Annotated in this window: 29 protein-coding genes and 1 tRNA gene; 10 read left to right on the top strand and 20 right to left on the bottom strand. The window is 60.1% G+C overall.

The window, feature by feature from the left end; genetic code table 11:
- Positions 1–38: 38 nt before the first annotated feature.
- From V8J81_RS11380 to V8J81_RS11355, 6 genes are all read right to left on the bottom strand, one after another.
- The gene (locus V8J81_RS11380) at positions 39–836 is read right to left on the bottom strand and encodes an MBL fold metallo-hydrolase (RefSeq protein ID WP_368475866.1); all 798 of its coding nucleotides are present in this window, start codon (positions 834–836) and stop codon (positions 39–41) included.
- On the bottom strand, positions 837–1640 hold the full coding sequence (locus V8J81_RS11375) for a TatD family hydrolase (RefSeq protein ID WP_368475865.1): 804 nt from the start codon (positions 1638–1640) through the stop codon (positions 837–839).
- A 6-nt stretch (positions 1641–1646) separates the two neighbouring features.
- Complete coding sequence (locus tag V8J81_RS11370; RefSeq protein WP_368475864.1) at positions 1647–2771, bottom strand: DNA polymerase III subunit delta'; 1125 nt, start codon at positions 2769–2771, stop codon at positions 1647–1649.
- Positions 2772–2822: 51 nt separating this feature from the next.
- Positions 2823–3452 carry a dTMP kinase gene (gene tmk, locus V8J81_RS11365; protein ID WP_368475863.1) on the bottom strand — a complete coding sequence of 210 codons (630 nt, stop codon included), beginning with the start codon at positions 3450–3452 and terminating at the stop codon, positions 2823–2825.
- 113 nt (positions 3453–3565) lie between these two features.
- The gene (locus V8J81_RS11360) at positions 3566–4777 is read right to left on the bottom strand and encodes a D-alanyl-D-alanine carboxypeptidase family protein (protein ID WP_368475862.1); all 1212 of its coding nucleotides are present in this window, start codon (positions 4775–4777) and stop codon (positions 3566–3568) included.
- A gap of 6 nt (positions 4778–4783) precedes the next feature.
- On the bottom strand, positions 4784–5665 hold the full coding sequence (locus tag V8J81_RS11355) for an SPOR domain-containing protein (protein WP_368475861.1): 882 nt from the start codon (positions 5663–5665) through the stop codon (positions 4784–4786).
- Between the two features lie 207 nt (positions 5666–5872).
- Here V8J81_RS11355 and V8J81_RS11350 point away from each other — a divergent pair.
- A tRNA-Ser gene (locus V8J81_RS11350) sits at positions 5873–5962 on the top strand.
- 433 nt (positions 5963–6395) lie between these two features.
- Positions 6396–7442 carry an AI-2E family transporter gene (locus tag V8J81_RS11345; protein WP_368475860.1) on the top strand — a complete coding sequence of 349 codons (1047 nt, stop codon included), beginning with the start codon at positions 6396–6398 and terminating at the stop codon, positions 7440–7442.
- Between the two features lie 275 nt (positions 7443–7717).
- Here the strand turns inward: V8J81_RS11345 and V8J81_RS11340 are convergent, their stop codons facing one another.
- From V8J81_RS11340 to V8J81_RS11310, 7 genes are all read right to left on the bottom strand, one after another.
- A complete protein-coding gene (locus tag V8J81_RS11340) occupies positions 7718–8581 on the bottom strand; it encodes a hypothetical protein (protein WP_368475859.1) in 864 nt (287 codons plus the stop codon).
- The gene (locus tag V8J81_RS11335) at positions 8574–8975 is read right to left on the bottom strand and encodes a phage holin family protein (protein ID WP_368475858.1); all 402 of its coding nucleotides are present in this window, start codon (positions 8973–8975) and stop codon (positions 8574–8576) included. The genes V8J81_RS11340 and V8J81_RS11335 overlap by 8 nt, the downstream gene beginning before the upstream one ends.
- Positions 8975–9451 carry a hypothetical protein gene (locus V8J81_RS11330; protein WP_368475857.1) on the bottom strand — a complete coding sequence of 159 codons (477 nt, stop codon included), beginning with the start codon at positions 9449–9451 and terminating at the stop codon, positions 8975–8977. The genes V8J81_RS11335 and V8J81_RS11330 overlap by 1 nt, the downstream gene beginning before the upstream one ends.
- A gap of 180 nt (positions 9452–9631) precedes the next feature.
- A complete protein-coding gene (locus V8J81_RS11325) occupies positions 9632–11125 on the bottom strand; it encodes a phospholipase (RefSeq protein ID WP_368475856.1) in 1494 nt (497 codons plus the stop codon).
- 6 nt (positions 11126–11131) lie between these two features.
- Positions 11132–12889, bottom strand: a complete 1758-nt coding sequence (locus tag V8J81_RS11320) for a sensor histidine kinase (RefSeq protein WP_368475855.1) — start codon at positions 12887–12889, stop codon at positions 11132–11134.
- On the bottom strand, positions 12886–13434 hold the full coding sequence (locus tag V8J81_RS11315) for an RNA polymerase sigma factor (RefSeq protein ID WP_368475854.1): 549 nt from the start codon (positions 13432–13434) through the stop codon (positions 12886–12888). Before V8J81_RS11315 ends, V8J81_RS11320 begins: the two co-directional genes overlap by 4 nt.
- Positions 13424–13582, bottom strand: coding sequence for a NepR family anti-sigma factor (locus V8J81_RS11310; RefSeq protein ID WP_368475853.1), 159 nt, complete (start codon positions 13580–13582; stop codon positions 13424–13426). Before V8J81_RS11310 ends, V8J81_RS11315 begins: the two co-directional genes overlap by 11 nt.
- Before the next feature lie 91 nt (positions 13583–13673).
- Here V8J81_RS11310 and V8J81_RS11305 point away from each other — a divergent pair, with 91 nt between their 5' ends.
- Entirely contained in the window at positions 13674–14501 is an 828-nt protein-coding gene (locus V8J81_RS11305; protein ID WP_368475852.1) for a response regulator, read from the top strand.
- A gap of 73 nt (positions 14502–14574) precedes the next feature.
- Here the strand turns inward: V8J81_RS11305 and V8J81_RS11300 are convergent, their stop codons facing one another.
- Positions 14575–15072 carry a Dps family protein gene (locus V8J81_RS11300; protein WP_368475851.1) on the bottom strand — a complete coding sequence of 166 codons (498 nt, stop codon included), beginning with the start codon at positions 15070–15072 and terminating at the stop codon, positions 14575–14577.
- Positions 15073–15186: 114 nt separating this feature from the next.
- Here V8J81_RS11300 and V8J81_RS11295 point away from each other — a divergent pair, with 114 nt between their 5' ends.
- Together V8J81_RS11295 and V8J81_RS11290 are read left to right on the top strand one after the other, a co-directional pair.
- On the top strand, positions 15187–15987 hold the full coding sequence (locus V8J81_RS11295) for a formate/nitrite transporter family protein (protein ID WP_368475850.1): 801 nt from the start codon (positions 15187–15189) through the stop codon (positions 15985–15987).
- Positions 15988–16054: 67 nt separating this feature from the next.
- Entirely contained in the window at positions 16055–16234 is a 180-nt protein-coding gene (locus V8J81_RS11290; protein ID WP_368475849.1) for a hypothetical protein, read from the top strand.
- Between the two features lie 68 nt (positions 16235–16302).
- Here the strand turns inward: V8J81_RS11290 and V8J81_RS11285 are convergent, their stop codons facing one another.
- Complete coding sequence (locus V8J81_RS11285) at positions 16303–17031, bottom strand: Crp/Fnr family transcriptional regulator (protein ID WP_368475848.1); 729 nt, start codon at positions 17029–17031, stop codon at positions 16303–16305.
- A 66-nt stretch (positions 17032–17097) separates the two neighbouring features.
- Between V8J81_RS11285 and V8J81_RS11280 the strand changes: the two genes are divergently transcribed.
- The 5 genes from V8J81_RS11280 (at position 17098) to V8J81_RS11260 (ending at position 19360) form a co-directional block, all read left to right on the top strand.
- On the top strand, positions 17098–17487 hold the full coding sequence (locus V8J81_RS11280; protein ID WP_368475847.1) for a hypothetical protein: 390 nt from the start codon (positions 17098–17100) through the stop codon (positions 17485–17487).
- A gap of 64 nt (positions 17488–17551) precedes the next feature.
- Positions 17552–17719 carry a DUF1328 domain-containing protein gene (locus tag V8J81_RS11275; RefSeq protein WP_368475846.1) on the top strand — a complete coding sequence of 56 codons (168 nt, stop codon included), beginning with the start codon at positions 17552–17554 and terminating at the stop codon, positions 17717–17719.
- Between the two features lie 156 nt (positions 17720–17875).
- Entirely contained in the window at positions 17876–18112 is a 237-nt protein-coding gene (locus V8J81_RS11270) for a hypothetical protein (RefSeq protein ID WP_368475845.1), read from the top strand.
- Positions 18113–18158: 46 nt separating this feature from the next.
- Entirely contained in the window at positions 18159–18356 is a 198-nt protein-coding gene (locus tag V8J81_RS11265; RefSeq protein WP_368475844.1) for a CsbD family protein, read from the top strand.
- A 218-nt stretch (positions 18357–18574) separates the two neighbouring features.
- Positions 18575–19360 carry a substrate-binding domain-containing protein gene (locus V8J81_RS11260; RefSeq protein ID WP_368475843.1) on the top strand — a complete coding sequence of 262 codons (786 nt, stop codon included), beginning with the start codon at positions 18575–18577 and terminating at the stop codon, positions 19358–19360.
- A gap of 67 nt (positions 19361–19427) precedes the next feature.
- Here the strand turns inward: V8J81_RS11260 and V8J81_RS11255 are convergent, their stop codons facing one another.
- The 5 genes from V8J81_RS11255 to V8J81_RS11235 form a co-directional block, all read right to left on the bottom strand.
- A complete protein-coding gene (locus tag V8J81_RS11255) occupies positions 19428–20708 on the bottom strand; it encodes an FGGY-family carbohydrate kinase (RefSeq protein ID WP_368475842.1) in 1281 nt (426 codons plus the stop codon).
- Complete coding sequence (locus V8J81_RS11250) at positions 20705–21673, bottom strand: class II aldolase/adducin family protein (protein WP_368475841.1); 969 nt, start codon at positions 21671–21673, stop codon at positions 20705–20707. The genes V8J81_RS11255 and V8J81_RS11250 overlap by 4 nt, the downstream gene beginning before the upstream one ends.
- Positions 21674–21677: 4 nt before the next feature.
- Entirely contained in the window at positions 21678–22478 is an 801-nt protein-coding gene (locus tag V8J81_RS11245) for a TIGR01459 family HAD-type hydrolase (RefSeq protein WP_368475840.1), read from the bottom strand.
- 4 nt (positions 22479–22482) lie between these two features.
- Complete coding sequence (locus V8J81_RS11240; protein ID WP_368475839.1) at positions 22483–23418, bottom strand: N-acyl homoserine lactonase family protein; 936 nt, start codon at positions 23416–23418, stop codon at positions 22483–22485.
- An 86-nt stretch (positions 23419–23504) separates the two neighbouring features.
- Complete coding sequence (locus tag V8J81_RS11235; RefSeq protein WP_368475838.1) at positions 23505–24170, bottom strand: GntR family transcriptional regulator; 666 nt, start codon at positions 24168–24170, stop codon at positions 23505–23507.
- Positions 24171–24263 lie beyond the last annotated feature (93 nt).

The following is a 24263-nucleotide window of genomic DNA, read 5'->3' as shown; positions in this document are numbered from 1 at the left end:
GCCGGGTTGGCGTTCGGCCTTGCCCAAATTGGGCGCAATTAGCCCGCGACTTCAATCTGCATCCCGTCATAAGCGGGTTCGACGTTGTCCGGTGTCTCGGCGAGCACGGTCTCGTAGTCCAAGTCGATGTGCATGTTGGTGAGCACGGCGCGTTTGGGCGCGGCGCGGGCGATCCATTCCAGCGAGTTGGCCAGATGGCTGTGGGAAGGATGCGGATCGCGGCGGAGTGCGTCGAGGATCCAGACGTCGAGGCCTTCGAGCGCGGGCCAGATTGTGTCGGGGATGTCGGAGACATCGGGGAGGTAGGCGACTTTGCCGATGCGGAAGCCGAGGGCGTCGATATTGCCGTGGGTGACTTCGAAGGGTGTGAAGGTGATGGGCCCGCCGGGGCCGTCGATTGTGACATCGCCATCGATGGAATTGATGTCGAGGATCGGTGGGTAAGCCGAGCCGGGGGGCTGCACGAAGGCGTAACCGAAACGGTTGAGCAGATCGTTTGTGGTGGGGCCATCGGCGTAGACGGGCAAGCGGGCGCGCATGTTGAAGACGATCATGCGCAGGTCATCGAGGCCGTGGACGTGGTCGGCATGGGCGTGGGTGTAGAGGACGGCGTCGAGGCGGCCGATACCGGCGTCGAGCAGCTGCGTTCGCAAGTCAGGCGAGGTGTCGATGAGGACGGCGGTGGTGCCGTTTTCGGTTTCGCGTTCGACGAGGAGCGAACAGCGGCGGCGGGTGTTTTTCGGGTTGTCAGGATCGCAGGCACCCCAATGGCCGCCGAGGCGCGGGACGCCGCCGGAGGAGCCGCAACCTAGGATGGTGAAGCGCAGCGTGGCCATTCAGGCGGCCTTTGTCGCGGTTGCGGCTTTCCAGAACAGCCGATCAAAATTGGCGGAGGTCTGGGCCGCGAAGTCTTCGTAGGAGAGGCCGAAGATTTCGGCGCCGACGCGGGCGGTGTGGGCCGTGAAGGCGGGCTCATTGCGTTTGCCGCGATGGGGCGGTGGGGCGAGGTAGGGGCTGTCGGTTTCCACGAGGATGCGGTCGACAGGTGCGCTCGCGAAGATATCGCGGAGGGGTTGCGATTTGGGGAAAGCGGCGATGCCGGACATGGAGAGGTAGAAGCCGAGGTCGAGGGCGGCTTGGGCCAGCTCAGGCGAAGAGCTGAAGCAGTGCATGACGCAGGTGTAGGGGGCTGCGCGGTGTTCTTCGGTCAGGATGCGGGCCATGTCGTCATCGGCATCGCGGGAATGGATGATGAGGGGCAGGTTGGTCTGGCGCGCGGCCTCAATATGGATGCGGAGGCTTTCCTGTTGGATCGCCTTGCTTTCAGCCGTGTAGTGGTAGTCGAGGCCGGTCTCACCGATGCCCACGAACTTGGGGTGCGCGGCGAGGGTGGTGAGGTCTTCGACGGTGGCCAAAGGCTCCTCGGCGGCGGACATGGGGTGGGTGCCACCGGCCCAGAAGACGGGGGCGTGGGTGTCTGCAATGGCTTGGACTTGCGGCGCGTTGCGCAGGCGGGTGCAGATGGTGACCATGCGGGTGACGCCTGCGTCGAGGGCGCGGGAGACGATTTCGGGCAGCTCAGACGCAAGGCTGTCGAAATCGAGGTGGCAGTGGCTGTCGACGATTTGGGGCTCTGACATGGGCACTCACGCGGCAAGGCGGGCCGCGGTGCGGTCCAGATCGAGGAAGATATCGAAGATGAGCGCGGCGGGGTCAAGGTTGACCGCCTTGCCGCGGCGGGCGCGGGCGGTCAGGGACTGCGCGAGGTTGGCCCAGTCGCGCGCCCTGTGCGGGTCCGGGGCGAGGCGGGCGAGGATTGCGGCTTCGTTCTGGACGATCTCGATGGGGGCCTGACCTGTGGCGCCGAGCCGGGCGGCGCGGGAAAGGGCGGTTTCCAGAAGCGAGAGGGTCAGGTCGAAGCGAGCCTCATTGGCTTTGCCTGCCGTGCTTTCGGCGAGTTTGAGGGCCAGCGCGCGGTCCATGTTGGGCAGGGTTTCCAGTAGGTGCGTGATGTCGGCATAGAGCGCCGGGCCGCCTTGCTCGGCAAGCGTGATGGCCGCGCCGACGGAGCCTTGCGCCAGTGTGGCCAGTGCCGCGCCTTCGGGTGGCTCCGACCCGGCTTGAGTGAGCGCCGCGGCGAGGTCTGCATCTTCAAGCGCGTTGAACCGAAGGGTACGGCAGCGGGAGCGGATCGTGGGCAAAAGGCCAGAGGGGCGGTGGGAGATCAGGAAGAGGACGGCGCCTTCGGGTGGCTCCTCCAGCTCTTTCAAGAGCGCATTGGCGGCGGATGGGTTCATCTCATCGGCGCTGTCCACGATCACAACACGACGGCCGTCCCCTGCGGACATCTGGAAGAAGCCCTTGAGGCCCCGGACCTCGTCAACCGTGATGACCGTTTTGAGCTTCTTGGGGTCCTTGTCGTCCACTGGGCGGCGGAGCAGGAACAACCCCGGTTCGGACAAAGCCAGCATCCGGCGGGCAACGGGATGCTCGGGGTCGATATCGAGGCTTTCAGGCGGTGGCGGTGCGCCGAACATGTCGTCATCACTGACCGGCGGTGTCGCCAACAGAAACCGCGCCGCGCGCCAGGCGAAGGTTGCCTTTCCAATGCCCCTCGGGCCGGTCAACAGCCAGCCATGGGGCAGGCGGCCAGAAGTGGCGGCGCTCAGAAACTCTGCCTCTGGCCCCGCATGACCAAAGAGCCGCTTTGTCTCACGCGGGTGAGGCGCACCGTCAAGGCGATCGGATTCGAGTGGAGCGTCGTCGGACATGGAAGGGATGTAGCACGGGTGCGGGGCAGGGGCAGGTGAAAAGAGGGGCGGTTACGCCAGATGCTTGGCCACCACTTGGGCGATTGCGTCTGCGATGGTGTCCGGATCAGTGTTGGCATCGATCACCACACAACGATCCGGATAATCCTTCGCCAAGGCCAGAAAGCCGGCTCGCAGCTTTTGCTGGAACGGCAGGCCGAAGTCTTCGAACCGATCCTCGCCACTTTGCCGTGCCAGCCCGCGTTCCAATGCAACGGCAGGGTCCATATCGAGGATCAGGGTCAAGTCAGGCTCCACTCCGATGGCGTCGTCGTGGATTTGGTCCACGAGTCCCCGTAAGTCGCCGCGCGTGGCACCTTGATACACGCGGGTGGAGTCGGCAAATCTGTCGGTCACGACGTCCCTGCCAGCTTCAAGAGCCGGGCGGATAGTGCGTTCCAGATGATCGCGACGCGCGGCAGTGAAAAGAAGGATTTCGGTCTCAGGGCTCCAGCGGTCGGGATCGCCTTCGACCAGCAGACGCCGGATATCCTCGGCCCCCGGAGCGCCACCGGGCTCTCGCGTCAAAACCGCAGTACGCCCCTGAGTGTTCAGCCAATCGGCTAATCGGCGCGCTTGGGTGGACTTGCCGGACCCGTCGATGCCTTCAAGGCTGATGAACTTACCTAGGTGAGCAGACATGTCCGGGTGATGACCTTGCGAAGTGACGTGCGTGGACAGGCTTTACATGCCCTTTGCGCCGGGGCAAGCGGATGGCCTTGGCGCGCGGGTGCGTTGGTGTGGGCGACGGCTTTCTAGTTTGCGGCAGCCTCTGCCACCGGGGCCTCATCACCACCGCCGACCATGCCCATCACGTCACCCCAAGCGGTGCGCAGGCGGACCATTGGGCCACCGCGCGCGACGTCGGCCATGGCAACCACAGGCACGCGAGCCTCGAACCCCAGAACGCCCTGCACGATGTGCAGTTCACCCACCACGTCGCCTGCGGCTACAGGCGCGGGCAGGGGGCTGGTGTAAGTGATATTGGCCTCGATCTCAGGGTCCAGCAGGGCGGGGACCAGCATTTCGACACCTTCGGCCGGGGCAAGTCCAACACTCTCTTCCGCACCAAGGAATACGGGCGCACGCGCGATTTCAACACCCGGTTCGACCACGTCTTCCATCACGAATTGGCGGAAGGCCCATGTCACGATGCGTTCGGATTCTGCGGCGCGTGCCTCGGATGAAGGCAGGCCGGTGATCACAAAGGTCACACGGCGATCGCCCTGTATGGCAGAGCCTGCAAGGCCATAGCCCGCTTCGGACGTGTGGCCGGTTTTCAGACCGTCTGCGCCGATCCCCAGCCCTAGAAGGGGATTGCGGTTGAACCGATTGGCAGGGGAGCGGTTTTCGTAATCGAATTCGGTTTCCTGAAAGTAGTGGTAGTATTCCGGGAACTCTTCGATCAAGCGAACCGACAGAATGCCGAGGTCGCGCATCGACATGCGGTGGCCTTCCGCTGGCCAGCCCGAGGCATTGGCGAAAGTCGAGTTCATCATGCCCAACTGCCGTGCGCGTTGGGTCATCATCTCGGCAAAGCCTTCTTCCGTTCCATCGGGGCTGAGGGCTTCGCCGAGTGCGACTGACGCGTCATTGCCTGATACGATCACAACGCCGCGGATCAATTCCTCGATCGTTGGGCGGTCTTGCGTGTTGAGGAACATGGTGGAGCCGCCAAAGCTCATCGCATGTTCCGAGACTGGCACGCGGGTTTCCAGCGTCAGGCGGCCATCGCGAAGGGCTTCAAACGTCATCAGAAGCGTCATCAGCTTGGACATTGAAGCCGGCGGCAGGGCCTCATCTGCGTTCAGCTCCAGCAGGACTTGGCCCGATGCATGGTCATAGACATAGGCCGCGCGGGCCTGGGTTTCATAGCCTTGCGCCGCGAGATGCGTGACGGCGGTGAGCAAAAACAAAACCGCCGCGAGGAGTGTCGCGGCGGGTCTGATCAGAAGTGCGCTGTGCATGGCGTCCTATCGACTTACGAAAAAGGCATCGTCAAAGCCAAGCCCCTGCACGCTTTCGAGGATCGCATCGCGGGTTTCCGCAGTATTTGCGGGGCCCACCACGACGCGCCAGAATTGGCGACCGTTGCTCGACTGGTCATAGATTGTGGGCTCTAGACCAACGCTGCGCAAGGCCTGCCCGGTATTGGTGGCGTTTTCTTGCACAGAGAAGATGCCGATCTGAACGTAAGGGTTCTCAAGATCGCTGGCTGCCGGGGTGCGCGCGGCTTCCGGCTGCGGTGCCGGATCTGCTGCATCAATGGCGGCTGCGGCCGCGCTTGCGATGTCTTCTGCGCCGTCCAGCGGGGTTGCCGTGATCTCGGCTGCTGCGGCGGAGGCTGCGATGTCTTCGCCCGGGGCCAGTGCGTCAGGCGCGCCTTCGGCGGTCTCAGCCACTTCTTCGCGGCGGAGGGCTGTGACGTTCAAGATGGTTGGATCGCCTGCCAGAACGCCGAGTGCGGCGGCGGCATCAGACGAGATCTGGAGCGTCGGGCCAGGGTGATCGCGTTCGCGGCGGAAGAGCGCGCCGATCACGAAACGACCGTTTTCATCGTTGCGGATGATCACGCGCTCGGGGTCGCCAACATCGGGGTGCGCGACCCAGACACCACCCAGCGAGGGGCGTCCATCCCACAGGCCTTCGGTGGTTTCTTCAAAGATTTCAGGTGCCTCGACGTCGCGTTCGACAAGGCGGGTTGCACCGATGGGCGCGGGGCCGTCGGCATCAGCATTGCGGGAGCCGAAGAATTCGCCGTCCTCACCCATACAGGCGGACAGGGCCATCAGTGGCACAAGCGCAAGCGCCAGACGGATTCGGGGCGTGGGGCGGTGTTGTGTCATACTGCTCATCTCTGCACTCATTTCCCGCACGTCGAGCGCGCGGTGTTTTATTGGTTTTCCGGTCGTTGCCGGTTCGTGCCCTTTTGGCGGACACACCTGTATTGCGTGCAAGATAGCGAAGTGATTCGCTTCTGAAAAGGTGGCTTGTGAAAGAAGGCCTCACAGGGCGGGTTTCAGAATCACACATGTCACAGTATCGCGTTGCGCAGACCCGCCGGAGGAGTGGCAGAGTGGTCGAATGCACCGGTCTTGAAAACCGGCGTGCGTGAAAGCGTACCGTGGGTTCGAATCCCACCTCCTCCGCCAACAACTCTTAAAGCGAGCAGCGCCTGGGAATGAGCGCTCGAGGATATTCGGGAGCGCCTGCGTCGCGGCGGTGTTGATGGGAGTGCGGTCTTCTCTCCAAGCCAAGATGTGAAAAACGAGCAAACTTTTCGGCGCAGGGCGTACGGGTTCCGCTGCACCCAAGGGTACTGCCCGTGCTGTCTATTGAGTTTTAAGGGCTGCAAGCACGTTCGCGGGATCTTCACTGAACCCACATGCTCTACATGCCGCGAGGTTCCCTCGGCACTGAGCTGCGGGATTGGGAACGGTCTTCCTCGCAAATGCCACCGCGTTTTCTCGTCGTAGGGAAAGTAAATGTGAGTGGCTCCGTCGAAACCTCGGAGAGATCCCGCAAAAGGCAGGGTCGTGACGGTTAATGTTGGAACTGAATGCCCGCGAGCGGCGTTTCGTTCAGATGAACACCTCCTTTTTCTCTGCACGAATTGGCAACCTCGCGCTTATCGCCCTGGTTGTTCTTATGCTCTTTGTCATACTAGACCAAGCACAGGGGCTTTTTGCGCCGATTATCAGTGCAATCGTGTTGGGCGTTGTCCTAGCCCCGTTCTGTAACATGCTGGAAAGATGGCGCATTCCAAGTGCCGCGGCCGCCATGATGATCATGGCGGTCTTTTTGTGTGCCGTTGCCCTGATCTACCTGATCGTGGAGCCAACGATCAGCGAAGCTATCCGAAACGCCCCAATCATATGGTCCGAGATGAGGACGCTGTTTGAAAGCCTACGAGGGGCCGTGGAGGGCGTGCAGGAGCTGCAGGAAACCGTCGCAGATGCCCTAACCGACGGCGAAGACCCTGAAGCGGATGCAGCTGCGGTGCCGGTTCCGAACCTGCTTGATGCCTTGACGTATGGGCCAACGGTTCTGGGTGGTGTGCTTATTTTCGTCGGCACGCTTTACTTCTTTCTAGCCACGCGCCGCGATGTTTATGCGCGTGTCGCCCGCTTCATACCTCTCATGTCCGAAGCGCTTCTGCGTGACGCAGAGGTCCGGGTATCGCGCTACTTCCTGTCCATTGCATTGGTGAATGCAGGCTTCGGCATTGCCGTGATGATCGTAATGTCATTGCTTGGAATGCCGCAGCCGATCATGTGGGGGCTGGCCGCTTTCCTACTGAACTTCGTGCTTTATCTCGGACCAGGTTTGATTGCGCTGTCTCTTCTACTCGTCGGCGTCATTACGTTTGACGGGGCGATGTCCGTCGTTCCGATGGCGGCGTTCATCTTTCTCAACATGATCGAGTCGCAGTTCGTGACGCCCACCTTTGTGGGCCGTCAAATGGCCCTGAACCCGTTGATGGTGTTCTTGTCGCTGGTCTTTTGGCTGTGGCTCTGGGGCCCGATTGGCGGGTTGGTTGCGATCCCGCTGCTGGTTTGGCTGCGTTTCATTCTGTCAGGCGGAAACGACGATAACGTTCCGGAACCCGCACCATTGGATGAGGCGGCTTAGCTGCGCTGGTTGATGCAGCCCGCCCCCCGGGGCCGTTCGGCCATCGCCGGCATCCAGCGCGCCCGCGTTTGACATTGCCACGTCCATAGATGCCAGCGTGTTGCGCGATCTGCAGCGCATCCAACCGAAGTCTACGACATAGTGGCCGATCTCTTGGCTGGCAGGCGGGTTTCCTCAACTGCTTCTCGCCGTCTTCCGTTCTTTATCGCGCATCAAAAAAGGCCCCCATCCGCGCCTGGGATGGAGGCCAAAACTGTTTTCGAAGTTGCTTGGCGTCAGGCTGCCTCGTCCACCGTGTCGTCGGACTTCAACGTCTCTTTCACGCGTTTCTGACCTTCGGCCACTGCGTCTTCAGCGGCTGCCTTGAGCTTGGCTTTTTCAGCCTGAAACACGCGATCCGCTTCATCGAAGAGGCGGTCACGATGTGAGCCGATTGTTCGGTCTTCGACCTGCGTGCGCGGCAGCATCATCGCCAGCGCAGCACCCGCGGCCAAGGCGAGGCCACCGACCAGCAAAGGATTGTCGTGCGCCGTCGTGCGGGCGGCTTGCGCTGCACGTGCGGCCTCCGCCTCGGCGCGGGCGTGAACGGAGATCGCAGCTTCGCGCGCTTGGCGGATACGATCCTTGGCGCCATCGGGCAGGCCGTCCAGACCATCCTCGATCCGGGCGCGCAGGCTGTCGGCAGTGTCATACAGGCGCTCTTTGGCGGCGTCCAAGCGGGTGTTGGTTTGCGTTTCGTCGGTCATGGAGAGGTCTCCTTCCAGAATGCTGTCGGGTTGATCGGCTCTGATGGCGCTGTCTGCAGCCGCCACGCGGGCGTCGAAGCCAGCCATTGGCGGCGTCGGCTGCCGAAGCCCACCAACCGTTGGGTGAGAGGCTTCATCGTAAGCGACGCGTGGGCCAGTGCTGCGCGTGGCGGCCTTGAACGCCATCCAAGCAAGGCCTGCGCCAGTCACAGCCAAAGGCCCTGGATTGCGACGCGCTGTCTTTACAGCGCCTTCTCCGGCTTGGCCCAGAAGGCCGCTGGCACGGGCGACCAGTTCTGCCGGAGCGAACTGTGCTTCCAACTCGGTAAGCTGCGAACGCAGAACGTCGCGTTCGGTTTGCAATTCGGTTTCAAGCTGCTTGGGACTAGGCATTGATCTGCTCCTTCATCAGCGCAACGTCCTGCTTGACGTTGGCAATGCTGCGGCTGGGCATCAGGCGCTTGGGCTTAAGATCATGGATCCCCTTTGCGGCGAGAATGGCTGCAAGCAGCACGATGCCACCTCCGACGGCCAATGCGGCCCAGTGGATGGCCCAACCAATCGCAACAAGGGCCGAGACACCGGCACCGGCAAGCACGCCCAATGCGACGAGGCCAAGCACGACTGCGCCCACGAGAAGACCTATAGCGAGCCCGGCGCGGGACAGGTTTTCACCTACCTCCGCCTTAGCCAGAGCCGCCTCCTTACGCAGGATACGGCCAATCTGGCTGACCACGTCGGTCACAAGCTGAGCTGTGCCCCTTCCGGTTCCGTGATCGGAGTACATCACGAGTACCCCCACCGACGTGCGTTTTGATCCGGGTAGGCGGCTTGGTTCTCCGGAACGCCGGGGTAATTGTGCCGATCCGGCGCGGTCGCCACGGCACCTGCACGTTCGGACGCCTTCATTGCGCGAGCCGCAAGGAAACCAAGCGCCGCAGCGCCACCGAAGAACACCAACGGATTGCGGCGCGCGAAGTGCGTCACATCCTGTTGAATGTGGGTCAGGTCCATGTCGCGCACGGCGGAGGCGGCATGGGCAAGATTGTCGCCCAGATACTTCACGGCGTCCGAGGCGAGGTCGTTCCCCTCAAACGCGGTGCTGGCCTCGCGGAAGTTGTCGGCCTGTTCGGCAACGCGGCTGGCGACCTCTTCCTTAGCGGCTTCGGCCTTGACGGATGCCTTTGCCTTGGCGGTCTCGGTCACCTCTTTTGCGGTGTCTTTGGCCGTGTCGGCCATCTTCGACGCTGTCGAGCGTGTCATTGTCGAACTCCTTCGATTTCGCTGCAAACTGCGCGGGCTTTTTGGACAAACGTCCTCCGATTAGGTCTGGCGGGGCCAAACCTGCAACGCGTCTCATCTGCTTGTGCTTGTTTATGGAGGGGTAACGGTTGCGGGGCGCGAAGGTTCCACCAATTCGCGCGTGGATGCCGGTTTTTTCGGCTAGACCATTTCGTCGGGGACGAACGGCAAAGGCTTGGCCAACCGTGCTTGCGCCTCGGGGTCAAAGGGCAACAAGAAGTGGCTTCGGTCCTGAGGTGACGTATCGCGCGCCTGTTTAAGAAGCGTGTTAATCCGGTCGACGACCGCGCGAGGTTCTGCCGTTGGATCAGGGGCATCGTCGCCGAGCCAATGCGCGAACACCCGGGGCCAAAGCGGCGCGACATGCGCCCTGTTCGTCAGATGCAGACCCGCTTCGGTATCCCAACGAAAACTGCGTCCGTTGAGATTGGCAGAGGACAGGATCGCCTCGTCTTGTCCAAAGAGGGAAAGCTTGGAGTGTACGTAGATCAATGGAGCATCATGAACGATTGCGGTGTCAGGCTCATCGGTTGCGGGCCGAGCCTTGGCCGGCGAGGCCAAAGCCAAACGATCTCCTAGCCCGTCACTGAGGATTTCCAGTGCCTCCATTTGGACCTGTGCGCCGAATTGAGCGTCTTCGGCTTCGTTCCCCTCGAAGGCGACGTCTTCCGGTGCGGCTGGCAAGACAAGGATACATGCAAGGTCATCGTGCTCTGCGGCCGCCTTCACCAGCGCCTTGGCCAACGGCTTGTGGCGGAAGAATTGCGTTTCCAAGTAAAGCAGACCCCGACACCGCGCGACAGCGTCCAGATGGGCCTGTTCTATCTCGTTGACCAAAGGCTTCGGCGCGATGTGGATCAAATCTTGCGCGCGCTTGGTCGATAACGTGCGCAAAAAGCCTGGCGCCTGAGGTGGAGGGTCCTCTACCGTCTCGGTCACGGCCTGAAAGCTTGCAAGATGCGCGGCAGCAGCGTGCACAACCGGACCGCGCGCAATGGCTTGGATGTCCTGCCATGTACCGATTGAGGGCTGATCGTGGTCGAGCGTGTCGTATCGTCGATCGTTTAGATCCAGCCCACCGATGTAGAGCGCTTCATCATCTATGACCGCCAGCTTCTGGTGGTGTGTTGCCGGCACCATCGGCAGGTCATCCTTCAGCTCAACTCCGTCTAATCCAGGTGTGAGGGGATCTGCGTTCGTCTGCTCCAATTCGTCCGCTGTTTTGGCATGCAAGACGCGTCGTGGCACATAGCCAACGCGCGCTGGATGCATCGCGATGGCAAAAGTTAGACGCGCCCCGGTCGACAATTCATTGAGTGCTGCCAATTGCCGCGCGGTCTGCCAGGACCGGCGATGATCTTCGGTGGCAATGATCGGATCGAAGTCACTGACTGTCAGGTCGATCTTCACGCCCCTGTTCAGAACGTGCAGCAGAAGCTCGAACCAAGTCGTGCCGATTTCCCGAGCTTCATCGCTGTGAAGGGCGGTCGAGGGGTCGAAAACACGGAAACATCCGCAGATTGTCTTACTTGCCGCCAGACACAGCCTTTCGAAGGCCGGGAATGCCTCGCTTGCCGTGAAGTGGACTTCTAACTCACTGATCGGGTCCTGGTCGGTATGATGCTTCGGTTTCATGACTGGCTACGGCGTCATTGGTGAAACGTCGCCATCATCCGCTTGCGGCGCGGCGAATGCGGTGAATGTTGCTTCGAACCGGTAAATATCCTCGTCCTGTGAGACATCAGACGTGCCGCCGAGTTGCGCTACGAAGGCTTCCACCAGCCGCCCACCCAAGCCTGTTCCATCACCGGCGACTTCGTCTTGCACCGCGCGGCCGAGCGTATTCTCAACGATCAGATTGATCTTGCGATCCTCATCTGCCGTCAAACGCACCGAGATTTTCGGCGGTGTGCCGGTCTCCGGTGCGCCTATGTATTTGATGGCGTTTGTTACGGTTTCATTGGCCAACAACGCCAAGGGCACAGCCTGATCGGGATCAAGATCGACCTTGTCAAGCTCGAGAGAAGTGATGACACCTTTGCCTTGAGGGATACCAGCGCGGAATGAGGCCTGAACAACCTCACTCAGCAACTTGTCGCCGCGCACATGCGCCATAGTAGTGCCCGTATAAAGCGCTTTGTGGATCGTCGACAGGCTCATGACGCGGTCCTGGACGCGGCGCAGCACACGGCGGGCATCGCCATCGGGCACACTGCGCATTTGCATGTTCAGGATGGATCCGATCAGCTGAAGATTGTTCTTCACCCTGTGATGTACTTCGCGCAACAAAAGCTCTTTTTCTTCGAGGCTTTCGGCAAGGTCGGCCCGGTCGCCCAACATCCGGTCAATCATCCGGTTGTAGGTTCCCGCGATTTGTTTGAATTCGGCAGGCGGGTTGTCGAGCATCGCAAACCCTGAACCCGGATCGTCAAATGAAAATGCCCCCATCCGTTGCCGGATTTCGCGCAGGTGTTGCAGCACCAAGCGATCCAGCGCCAGAAAGCTGATCCCGAATGCCACGATCCACATCAAAACCGGGAAAAGCGGCGTGAGAGTGCCAAAGATGGGGACAGCGTAATTCTGGATGGACCCATTCCAAAGGCCCACAACGTAGACCCGGTCTTCGATCAAGGGAACGAGCGCTGCCAATTGCTCCGATCCGTCCTGATGTACAACATTAAAGGTCAGGCCGCGCGGCGAAAGCGCCAGGGTTTCGGGTTCAAGGTTAAGCGCCTCGAAGATGCCTGCGTCAGTGATCCCGGTGCTGGCTGAGAGGACATCTCCCGCTTCGCTTATCAAGGCGAGATCTACTTCTTCCACCTGCGCAGCCAGCAGCGTGTCAGTTAAGCTGTGTGGCAGAGCGACCGAGGTTGCCCCTAGAAATTCACCACTTTCAGAGTCGAAAATCGGAGACACAACCGTCAACATCGATTGATCGCTCATCTCGGTCTCAAGGCCGATGGTCACATTCGGCGTTGGGCGTTCGATGTATTCTTGCCATACAGGGTCGTCAGAAAGGTCCATCTGCTCTCCGGTCGAAGAACACGTCGTTTGGCCCTCTGCTGTCGTGAAGCTTGCGAAGGCATACGCCTCGGCGCGGTCCACGAACCGTTGCATGATACGCTCACAAAGAAGCGGGTCATCGGCCGCCTCGACGGCGCTTGCGCCAAGGGCTGAGGCAGCACCGTGAGCGCGACGCAACAGTGCCCGCTCAGTGCTGGCCGCCTGCGCCGTGCGCGCCAGAATATCAAGTTGTTCAAGCGTTCGTGCGTCGCGTACAACGGCTGCCGTTTGGACGACGGCAATCATGCCCAGCGGCAGAATGGCAAGGCTCAAAAACAGCGCCAACCGCCATTTGAGCGACGTGACGCTGTCCCATAAGCGTTCGAGTGGCTTCATGCAGCAGCTGGTCCCGAAATGACAGCAACGGTCGCGGCATCGGTCAATTCCAAGGCGTCGTCTTCATCAAGCTCCAGTAGCTCCGTCAAACGTTTGCGGGCTCGGTTCACACGGCTTTTGATCGTGCCGACGGCACAGTCGCACATATCGGCGGCCTCCTCGTAGGAAAAGCCCGATGCACCGACCAAAAGCAACGCTTCGCGCTGTTCATCCGGCAATTCGGCGAAGGCCACGGCGAAATCTTTCATGGCAAGCCGACCGTCATGGGCGGGCTTTTCAGAAAGCTGAGCCGTCATTGCTCCGTCCACGTCTGCGACTTCGCGCTTCACCTTGCGGCGAGACGAGTAGAACGTGTTGCGCAGGATCGTGAACAGCCAGGCGCGCATGTTCGTGCCGGCCTGAAACTTGTCGATATTTGACCATGCTTTGACGACGGTATCTTGCACCAGGTCGTCAGCAGCCGCGTGATTGCGCGTCAGCGAACGGGCAAATGCCCGCAGCGACGTGAGATGCTCAACAATCTCATCGCGGGGATCATTTGCCATCTTTTGCGGCCCCTTCACTTGCCTTGAGTTGGGCAATCAGATCGAGGAACCGATCGGGCAATTCGTCCTTCATCGCATCGTCGTAGACGCGTTTGAGGTTCTCATCGATCTGCTGCTCCACCCTGGATTTCTTGCTGTCTGAGGCCATGTCTCACCGGTACCAAAAAATTTGTCGTCTTGGTGGGAACCAATCAGCGCGGAAAAAGTTCCCAATAAAATGTGCACGAGGAGAAGTTAGCATGGGATCTACCGAAAACACGCGGGATCTGAGCACTGATTTGATGGAAGATCTGCCATTCCTGCGCCGGTATGCACGTGCGCTGACAGGCGCGCAGGACACAGGCGACCGCTACGCAATGGCCACGTTGGAGGCGATTGTTGCCGACCCGTCCAGCGTTTCAGATGATCCAACGACCAAGATCGGCCTGTTCCGCATCTTCCATGGCATCTGGTCCAGTTCTGGGTCACCCAGTGCGGATGAGGGCGAGAACACCGACCTTCTGGAAGTGCGTGCGCAATGGCGTCTTGCGAAGTTAACCGCGAACACGCGCGAGGCGCTGCTGCTGCACACGGTTGAGGGTTTCGGGTTCGAGGCCATCGCGCGGATCATGGATGCCTCACAGTCTGAAGCTGAAGAACTGGTGTCGCGTGCCATGTCCGAGATGGGCGACATGGTTGCCGGTAACATTTTGATCATCGAGGACGAGGGGATCATTGCGATGGATTTGAAATCCATCGTCACCGATATGGGCCACAGTGTGACTGACGTTGCCCGCACCCGCGACGACGCGATTGCGAAGGGTAAGGCAAAGGTACCGGATCTGATCCTTGCGGACATTCAGCTTGCAGACAAATCCTCAGGCATCGACGCGGTGAATGCGCTGCTGGAAGATCTCGGGGATCGTCCGGTCATTTTCATTACGGCCTTCCCGGAACGGCTTTTGACGGGCGAGAGGCCAGAGCCTGCGTTTCTGATCACGAAGCCTTATTCCGAGGATCAGGTCCGCGCCGCCGTTAGCCAAGCCATGTTCTTCGCAACAACCGAACGTATGGGCGTTGACGCCTGACGCACGTATCGCATGCGCATAACAAAAGCCCCGACTGTTTGGTCGGGGCTTTCGTGTTTGCGGGAGCTGCCAATCAATCGGCAGCAATGGCGCGCAGCATCCAGGCGGCTTCCTCGTGGAACGAACTGCGCTCTGTGGCGAGGTCTTCCGTCACCGGATCCTTGTGATTTCCCGACAACTCGACCAGCGCATGCAGGCGATGGGCCAACTTTTGATGGTCGTTTGCCAAGTCTTCCATCATTTCGCGGGCAGACGGCATCTCTTCCAGATCCTCAACGCGGGACCGCTTCATGATGTCGTTCATGCGCATTGGGGCCAATTCACCAAGCGCGCGGATGCGTTCGGCCAGCTCATCGGCGGCCGCGAACATGTTCTCGTAATGCTCGTCCGTCAGTTTGTGGATCGAGTAAAACGCAGGGCCGGTCACGTTCCAATGGTAGGCATGCGTTTTGAACGTCATGCGATAGGTGTCCGCCAGAATATCGGCGAGACCTTCGGCAACAGCGACCTTATCGCGGACGCCCGTGGAAACGTCGTCGGCAGTGGGGATGACTTTCAATGTGTCAGACATGAGTGTCTCCTTTCTCTTCAGCTGACCAACCCGCGGCGCGCGCCGAAGTTCCGCAGAAAATTTGTGGAACTCTCAACGGTTTGCGCGCGTTAAAGCGGAAGAAAAGGACCCGAAATGCGCGAAGAGATGGCCGTTCGCGAGGCGACGCGCCTCAGTTCCAAACTAATCTATGAGGTGATCCGGCGTGACGGCGAGGAAGAGCTGGAGCGGCCCACTCGCTCACTGATCTGGTCCGGGGTCGCGGCTGGCATCCTGATCTCATTCTCGGTTTTGGGGGAGGCGATTTTTCGAACCTACCTGCCAGACGCACCATGGCGTTTCTTGGTTGAAAACCTTGGCTATAGCTTTGGGTTCCTCCTCGTGATCCTTGGCCGGATGCAACTGTTCACCGAAAACACGATCACAACGATCCTGCCCCTTGTTGCAGAACGCTCCGGTACGTGCCTGGCAGCCGTCGCACGGCTGTGGGGTATCGTGCTTGCGGCCAACATTATCGGCGCGCTAGTCGCTGCGGCATTCATGACCCAAACCAGTGGGATTGCGCCCGACCTTCTCGGAACAATCAACGGGCTGTCGCACCACGCGACCGGCTTTGCGCCCTCAGAGGGCTTCTTGCGCGCGATACCGGCTGGCATACTTGTCGCCTCGATCGTTTGGATGATGCCAAGCCAAAACGGTGGTGAGGTTGTGCTGATCGTGATCTTCACCTGGCTGATCGCAGCGGGCGATTTCACGCACATCATTGCAGGCTCGGTCGAGATGTGGGTGTTGATCCTGCAGGGCGAACTCACGGTCCATCCCGCGCTGTTCGGTTTCTTCCTTCCCGTTCTGGCAGGCAACATCGTCGGCGGCACGCTGGTGTTCGCACTGCTGGCGTGGGGCCAAGTCAAAGCGGAGATCGAGGAAGAGGACTAGATCCCGCGCAGGAGGAACCGCAAGCCAACGTCAGGCGTTACCTTCGTGAACCAGAAGGAGAACGCACATGTCCGCACCGGATACCAACCTTGACCGTCAAGCCCGCCGTCACAAACCCGCGTTGTGGGGAATTGCCATAGCCGTAGGGGCTGCTGCGATCTTCGCAATCACGGCATTTCTTGTCGAAGGCGTACCCGCCGATGAACAAGCGGCCGGCGTTCCAGCGGCGACTGACACGACGCAGTAGGCACTAATGCAGAAAAGGGCTGCCCCGAGATTTCGGGGCAGCCCTTTTCCGCATCCGCGCTGTGCAGCTCAGATCAAAGGACGCCGCGCGGGTCGATCAATCTCGATCATCGCCAGTTCTTCCATTTTTTCGCGGTCGTGCAGCCCCAACATCCCATCCTCTAGCGAAAGGATTTGTTTGTCCCGCAGCTTCATCAATGTCTTGTTGGTATGAACAAGGGAAAGCCCTAGCGCATCGGCCAGATCCTGCTGGCGAAATGGAAATGGGCAATGGTCTCCGTCGGTCAGGCCAAGATCATCGCACCGCGTGTAAAAGCGCAGTAAGCCCCAACACATCCGTTCGATCGCACTCATCTGTCCGACAGATGCCAAAGCCTCACCCAAAAAATGCTCATCCATAGCGGATAGCCACGTGAGGTCAAATGCGCGCTCTGGCTCAGTTTTAAAGAGGTTCCACAGCTCGGCCCGGTCGAAGACACACAGAACCATCGGCGTGGTCGCCTCAACCGAGTGCTTCATCTCCCCCATGACACCAGCCTGAAGGCCCAGAAATCCGCCTGGCAACGCAAAGTTCACAACCTGCCTCCGCCCGTTGGGCAGAAGCTTGTATCTCAGGCCCATACCCTTGAGAACGGTGAACAATTGCGGGCTGTTCGAGCCCTCCATCAGCAAGGTCGTGCCGGGGTCGACTTTCAGCTCGCCCACCTTGAAGCGTCGCATGAAGGCGATGTCTTCATTGTTTAGAGTGTCGTAGGCCTCGCGTTTGCGAAGCGGGCAATTTGCACAATCAGTAACCATGTCTCTTTTCGTCGTTGCTATGTCCTAGTTTAATGCACGGCGGTTGAAATCGTTCCAAATGGCACGATGAAATCGCGCCCCAGCAGACCCAAGGATACGGTAGACCCGCCGACAGGGCGTTTAGATGCACCGTGCATCATCGTTCATTCCAACGTTTTGGTGGCCGAGGATTTGCGGGACATCCTGATGAACGCAGGGGCGCAGGATGTGGTGGTGTACAGCGACTTTGCCGCAATCAAGGAAGACGTGGCCGCGCTGGTCATTGCGTCTGGCGGTCTTGAACGCACATTGCGGGCAGAGCGATTCGATGCGTGGGGTCGCAACGGTACGCCGGTCGTGCTGCTCGACGTCGGACAAAGATCCGAGGACGCGGCCAAGTTCGGTCTTCACGTCCTGGAAGAGCCGTTCCGTACAGAGGACGTTATCGAGCTGTTAACCGATTTGCGGATTTTTTGAGGGTTTTTCGGAACTGTTTGTAGGGACAAGGGTTGGAGGTGTGTAATCGATAAGGAGACACACCATGCTACGCTGGGCCGTCACATTTCTGATCATCGCGTTGATCGCCGCACTCTTCGGCTTCGGAGGGATCGCTGGCGCATCCGCAGGGATCGCACAGATCCTGTTCTTCGTGTTCATTGTCCTGTTCGTCATCTCTTTACTGGCGCGGGCTGTGAGTGGACGAAGCTGACACCATTCGCAACAAGCGTTGCCCGAAAAGGGGCGAACGATCTGACCTCGTGATCGTTCGCCCTTTTTCTTTTATCCGATTGTTTTAAAGCCAAAAATTTTGGGAACCTTCTAGTGGCTGGGCCGTTGATCGCTCAGAAACGAAGGAGATTGAGACATGAAAACCGGAACCATTCTCGCCATTGCCATCGCCGCAATCGTCGCCGTTGTTGGCGTCTACATGATCGACATCGACCAGACGGAAGAGGCTGCATTGCCCGACGTGACCATCGAGGGCGGCAATCTGCCGGAGTTCGACGCAGAAGTCGGCTCGGTCGAGGTCACTGAAGAAACCGTGACCGTGCCGGGCATCGAGATCACCCCGCCAGAGAACGACGACATCGCATCCAACTGATGCAACCGTTCCGCCAAACCGCAACTATGCTTGAAGGAGAGACGCTATGAATCGCGACCAAATCGAAGGCAAATGGACCGAAATCAAAGGCAAGCTCCGCGAAAGCTACGGAGATCTGACCGACGATGATCTCGAAGCCGCAAAAGGCGACCGTGAGCAGATGGAAGGCGTTTTGCAGCAAAAGCTCGGAAAATCGAAAGCCGAGGTTCGTGAAACGGTCGATAAGGTGCTCAAGAGCATCTAACATCGTCAAGCTGACAAGAGTTGAAAGGCCCTCCTCGTGAGGGCCTTTTTTGCGTCCGCTTCCACATATGGTTCGCCTTCAAAGGGGAAGGCCATCGCCACGCTTTTTTCCGCAAATCAGTTGCCCGCAAGCGGTCGTTTTTAAGATATCCATTTCTCTTTGTTTCGTACGCTCGGCGGTCTCTGGAAGGAATAGGCTCGAAGTGAGACTGGCTCGAATTGTGCTGGCAGCAATGCCATGGCATCCCAACGAGGAAATGGAACATCATCGACCTCAATGAAAATACACCAGTGAAAGAGCCTACGATGTCTTGCGACGTTATCCGCGTTGTTTTGCCTGTCGCGCTGAAAGAAGTGTTCGATACGATCGCACCAGCGTTCACTTATGAAACCGGGCACGAATTTGACGTGGCTTTGATGCTCAATCCAGAGGTTCCGGCTTACATCGCATCGGGGGCGTCTTGGTCGATCGCTTTTTCCAACCCGGAATACCTGCAAGGGGTCTTTGATGATGCCACGACGCAGGGCAGCGTCCATATGCTTGCATATTCGCCGCTTTGTCTTGCAGAGCGTGCGCGCACAGGCCCCGGGCAGACCGTCGATTTTCAAATGGTCGCTGATGTTTTGGACGATGCGGAAACAATTGCCCTCACGAAAGGTGGCACGAGTAGCGCGCAATTTGCCAAGCTTGTGCGAAACCTTGGGCTCACTGCCGAAATTGAGCACAAGCTGCGATGGCTTCCTGGAGGTGGGCCTGCAAAGGAACTGCAGAACGGTAAGGTCGGATTGGCCGTGTTGCCGCTATCTAACATAGTGTCGACGCCCGGAATCTGCCCGAAAGTTGTTTGCCCGCTTGAGATGGATGTTCAGGTTGATCTCGCATTCTGCGTTGAGTCCCAAGCGGACGCCGCAACCCGAGAATTTGTAAGCTGGCTGACAGATGCGACGCAGAAAGAAGTCCTGACGCGATTGGGTCTTCGTCAGTTTGACGAAGAGCCGCAGTAATTGCCGTCGATGTGCCGACAACATAGCAGCTTCAATTGAACAAACCTGATGCTTTGGGGCGACCTGCTCAGCTACGCTTGCTTCCGAGCCGTGCAAGCCTTGCAGTTCCAATCGCGGCCTCCGCTGATTCAGCCACTGAGATGGGCATTCCCAGAACACGTTCACGGATGGCGGTGAAAACAGCGTTTTGTGCGCCGCCCCCGGCTGTGAACAATTCAGTCGGCATTTCGCCGCCGCGGTCCCGAATAGCGGTGTAACACTGGGCCTCAATCCGGGCGATGCCCTCAAACAGGCCCCCAAGAAAGAGGGAGTCGTCAACGGGGCGCGGCGATAGCTTGGGCTGCAAATCCGGGTCATTGATTGGGAAACGCTCGCCGGATTTGATCAATGGATAATAGTCCAACTCACTCGCAATGGCTGGATCAATTCTGTCCGACAGCGCGACGATTTCCTCTGGCGTGAAATAGTGCGCAAGGACGCCACCACCGGTGTTCGATGCACCGCCCACAAGCCACAGGTCTCCCAACCGGTGAGAGTAGAGGCCAATCTCTGGCGCATCGATGCGTTTCGTGCCGAGGGTCTTGATAGCCAGCGTCGTACCGAGAGAGGTAACGGCGGCGCCCAACCGCAGCGGCGCTGCTGCGAGGAAGGCTGCGATGCTATCAGTGGTGCCAGCATGGATCACAACGTCGGGCGAGAGGCCAAGTTGCGCGCCGAGGTCGGATTGAATTTGGGCGACCGGCGCGCCGACTGGTAAAACCTTTGGCAAAAGTGAAACGCTCACTCCGGCCTCTGCGAACCAGTCCGGCCATGTTCCTGTTTCGGGATCGAACCCTGTTTTGAGGGCATTGTTATGGTCAGATGTTCCCGCCACTCCAGAGAGCCGAGCGGCGATAAAATCGGCTTGATGCGCAAGATGTTTGGCTGCTCCGGGATCCGCCTCTGCTTGCAGCCGCATGACCCGGGCCAGCGCCGAACCGGGCCCGCGCGTGATGTGCGGATCAGGCGCAAAACGTGCGATCTGGTCTGCCTCGTCGGTGAAGCCGCTGTCGTGGTACATCAATGCCCGTGTAACGGGTTGCAGCGCTTCATCGAGCAAAACGACACTGCCCGAGGTTCCATCTACGGCCATTCTGGCGATGTCGGCAGGATTGCCTCCGTCTGTTCGCAGCTGCGCCATTTGCGTGTGTAAACAAGCCCACGCACCTGACCACCAACTTTCGGCGTTGGCACCGGACGCGTCTGGATAACTGCCGCGTGCTTGCGACAAGACCGTCCCTGTGTCGTCGATAACAGCTGACCGGACGCCGGATGTTCCAAGGTCCAATCCAAGCGACAGCCCGGTCATGTGCGCGCCGCCAGCGCCTGGCGATACTTCTCGGCGTCCCAGTTCAGCAAATCCGCTTCCGCGTCGTGGCCAATAGCCTCGGGCACCCAGTCTTTGGGCAGGCGGATCAACAGATCGCTCAGGCAGCGCAGCATGGCGCGCTGACTAGGGGTGGCGTCATCGCGCAGCGCGATGCCGTTGCCGGGGTGCAGGGTGGCAGGCGGGTTTGCATCGCTGTCCCGTGTGGGCAGAGCGGGGCCAAGAAAGACGACATGGTCGGGGTAATAGGAGCCGTTTTCTGCGAGCGCGCAGGCACGCGGGTCGCGGGCGATCCAGCTTTCCTCGGCCCAATGGAAACCCTCGGGCGGATGGTGGGTGATGTCGGCCTCAATCATCTGCGCGAGCGGTTGCATGGCAAGGCGATCTTCGACCGTTTCCGTCAGGTCGTGCACCTCCGCAACGGTTGAGCCGCAGATGATAAGCCCGTGATTTTCCAGAATGAAGATCTGCGTCTCGGGCGTGACGCGCGCGAGGATCTGTTCGGTGAGCGGCAGGCCCGGCTTGGCATAGGGCACCGAGACGAAGGGCAGACCGGCCAGCTTTTCAGCGGCAGCGGCGCGGCCCTTGGCGCTGACGCCGTGGGTGAGCGTGGCGATGGAATGGGTGTGGGCGACGATGGGCCAGTCGAGCGCGGCGTGGAAAGTAGTTTCGATGGAGGGCCGCAGGGTTTGCGCGGGGTCCAGAACGGTCGCCTTGCAGGTGCCATCACCCGCGCCGTGGGCCTCGGCTTTTGCCGCCTCGCGGTTGACTGCGACGAAGATATCCTTGGTTTCCGCATCGGCGAGTTCGGTGCCGGAGGCCTTGATCCACATCGTCCCAACGTCCTTGATCGAGGTGTTGCCGCCGGGCCCCTGCACGCGGAGGGGATCTTGGCCAAGGCGGGCGGAAAGGGCGCGGAACGCTTCGAATTCAGCGGGTTGGGACATGGAGCTAACCTAGATGGGCGAGGTGAAATGTGGGAAGCGGCGCGTTTTCAGATGCCGCGAGATCACGGATAGTGGCGTCATCGTCGCCGGTGAAGGCGCTGGCATGCAGGCCGCCCCGGATAAAGGCGGTGGACCAGCCTGCGCCGTGACCGCCCGCGATGTCGTGTTCGAGGCTGTCGCCGACCATCAGCAGGTTCGTGGTGCCAAGGGCGGCCTCAACCGCGCGGAAGATCGGCGCGTGCGGTTTGCCGTAGAACGTGACATCGCCGCCCGCGTCCTTGTGGGCATGGGCCAACGCGCCGGGGGAGACGACCGTGGCACCGCCCGCACGCGGCGAGGCGCGGTCGGGGTTGGTGCAGTAGACCGGCAGGTCGGAGAGGCTGTGGTCGGCGCCTGCGTCGGGCAGACCCATGAGGAGGACCGCATCGGGGTCGGTGTCGGTGAGCGTGATGGAGAGCCCCTCAGCCCATCGTTCCGCATCGCCTTCGTCGCGCGTGATCGCCGTGAACCGGCTGTGTGGGACACGGCCAGCGGCGATGTCCTGCCAGAGGGCTTCACCGGAGGTCATCACGGTATGAAAGGCGTCGGCCGGGAAGCCCATGGCCGTGATGCGGTCCGCGTTGGGTGAGGCGCGTTTTCCGGAATTTGATAAGACTGCCAGTGGTTTGCCCGTCGACCTTAAAGCATGAAGGGCGTCGACTGCACCGGGATAGGGCGTGGTGCCGTCATGCAGCACGCCCCATTGGTCGAGGACGATGGCGTCGAATTGATCGGCCACGTCCATCAGGCTGTCGAGCGCCTGCATGGGCCTAGCTTTCGGCCATGTCCTTGGGGTCGGTGAGGCTGTCGAGATAGGCGTCGACCTCTTCGGGCTTCATCGCCGGAGCGGCTTTGCCGACGCTGCCTGCGGGCATGTCGCCGAAGTAGAATTGGAAGCCGGGGATGAATTGGCGGCGCTTGCGTAATGGCATGCCTTCGTAGGGGAAGACGTCTGAGCGTGCGTTGGCCGCTTCGTCATGACAAGGCAGGATGACGTCGGCGCGTTTGTCGAGCTCTTCTACCGATTTCCACCCTTCGAAGGAGTTCACGAAGCGGGCGGGGACCCAGTAGCGCCAGCCTTCGGCTTTGCAGGGCTCTAAGTTGCGTTCCTGGAAGATGGCGTCGCCCGCCAGAACAATGTCACCGGCGGAGGTGGCGACGGTGACGGCCATGTGGCCAACGGAGTGGCCGGGCGTGTGGAACATCGTGATGCCTGGCAGGACCTCACATTCGTCATCGACCGCCTCGAACACGCAACCGGCATAGGCAGGCTCGATCCCTAGATAGCCGGATTCGTAGGTGCGGTAGTAGAGGGGCAGGGGATTGTAGGCCATTTCGATCTCGGCCTTGGGGGCGATGTAGCGGGCGTTCTTGAACAGCTTCATGTTCTGCACGTGGTCCCAGTGCAGGTGGGTGAAGACGATTGCGTCAATCTCATCGGGATGCACGCCGAGCTTCTGTTCGAGATGTTCGTGGACCTGGAGGCAGCCGCGCTTCTGACATTTGTGGTGGTATTTCGTGGCGCGTTCTTCATCGCAGAGGCCGGTGTCGACGAGGATCTTGTGCTCACCGGTGTCGACGTAGTGGCAGTAGACGGGGTTCCAGAACTTCTTGCCGGCGGGGCCCTTCCAGAAGGTGTAGGTGCCAAGGTCGGCCTCAAGCCAGCCGGTGTTGATCGGGTAGATCTTGGTTTCCTGAACGCCCATTTGCACATCCCTTCGCAGATCGAGTCACGTTTGTATACAAAGTGCCATCTGTGTGTGCGAATGCAAGCCGAAAAGTGCGGGCCGGTCTAGTTGACCGCCAAAGTTTGCTTGAAAGACTGCGCCATATGTTCGCGCATACCGTCCGATGCGGCGTCCGAATCCTCAGAGAAAATGAGTGCGATCAGCTTCTCGTGGCTTTTCGCGGAGGCCAGCAAATCCTCGGGCTTGGCGAACTTCTTGGCGCGCGCGGCGCCGGTTCGGTTGCGGAATTCCGAGGCGATTTCCGCCATATAAGGGTTGCCCGTTGCCTTGTAGATCGCGAGGTGGAAAGCCTCATTTGCCTTGAGATATCCGGGACGGTCCCCGGCCTCGGCGGCGGCCATGCAGTCGGCCTGCGCTGCTTCAATCTCCACGCGGGCCAAAAGGGTCAGGCGCTGGGCGGCGACGCGGGCGCATGCAGCCTCAATTTCGTGCATGGCTTCAAAGATTTGAGCCAATTGCTCTCGTGTATATTCTGCAACACGGACGCCCCGTTTTTCGCCCGGGATAAGGATGCCTTGGGCGACCAGGCGCGACAGGGCTTCGCGCACGGGCGTGCGGGACACGCCGAAGCGTTCGGTCAGCTTTACTTCATCAATCCGTTCGCCGGGCGACAGCGCGCCGGCCGAGATTTCCTCGGTCAAGGCGGTCTCGATCCTGCGAACCGTCGAGCCGCGCCCGTTTGGTGCCTGTTTTTCCGATGCTTTCGCCATGTGTGGCCGCTTTCGCTGGGGCGTTTCTGGAGTTCATCCTTAGCCCGCATTTCCGAAAAAGGCAATTTTGGATATTTACAATCAAGTTTGTAT

The sequence above is a fragment of the Gymnodinialimonas sp. 202GB13-11 genome (assembly GCF_040932485.1).
Taxonomy (GTDB): domain Bacteria; phylum Pseudomonadota; class Alphaproteobacteria; order Rhodobacterales; family Rhodobacteraceae; genus Gymnodinialimonas; species Gymnodinialimonas hymeniacidonis.
This window is presented reverse-complemented; position numbering and strand designations above follow the sequence as displayed.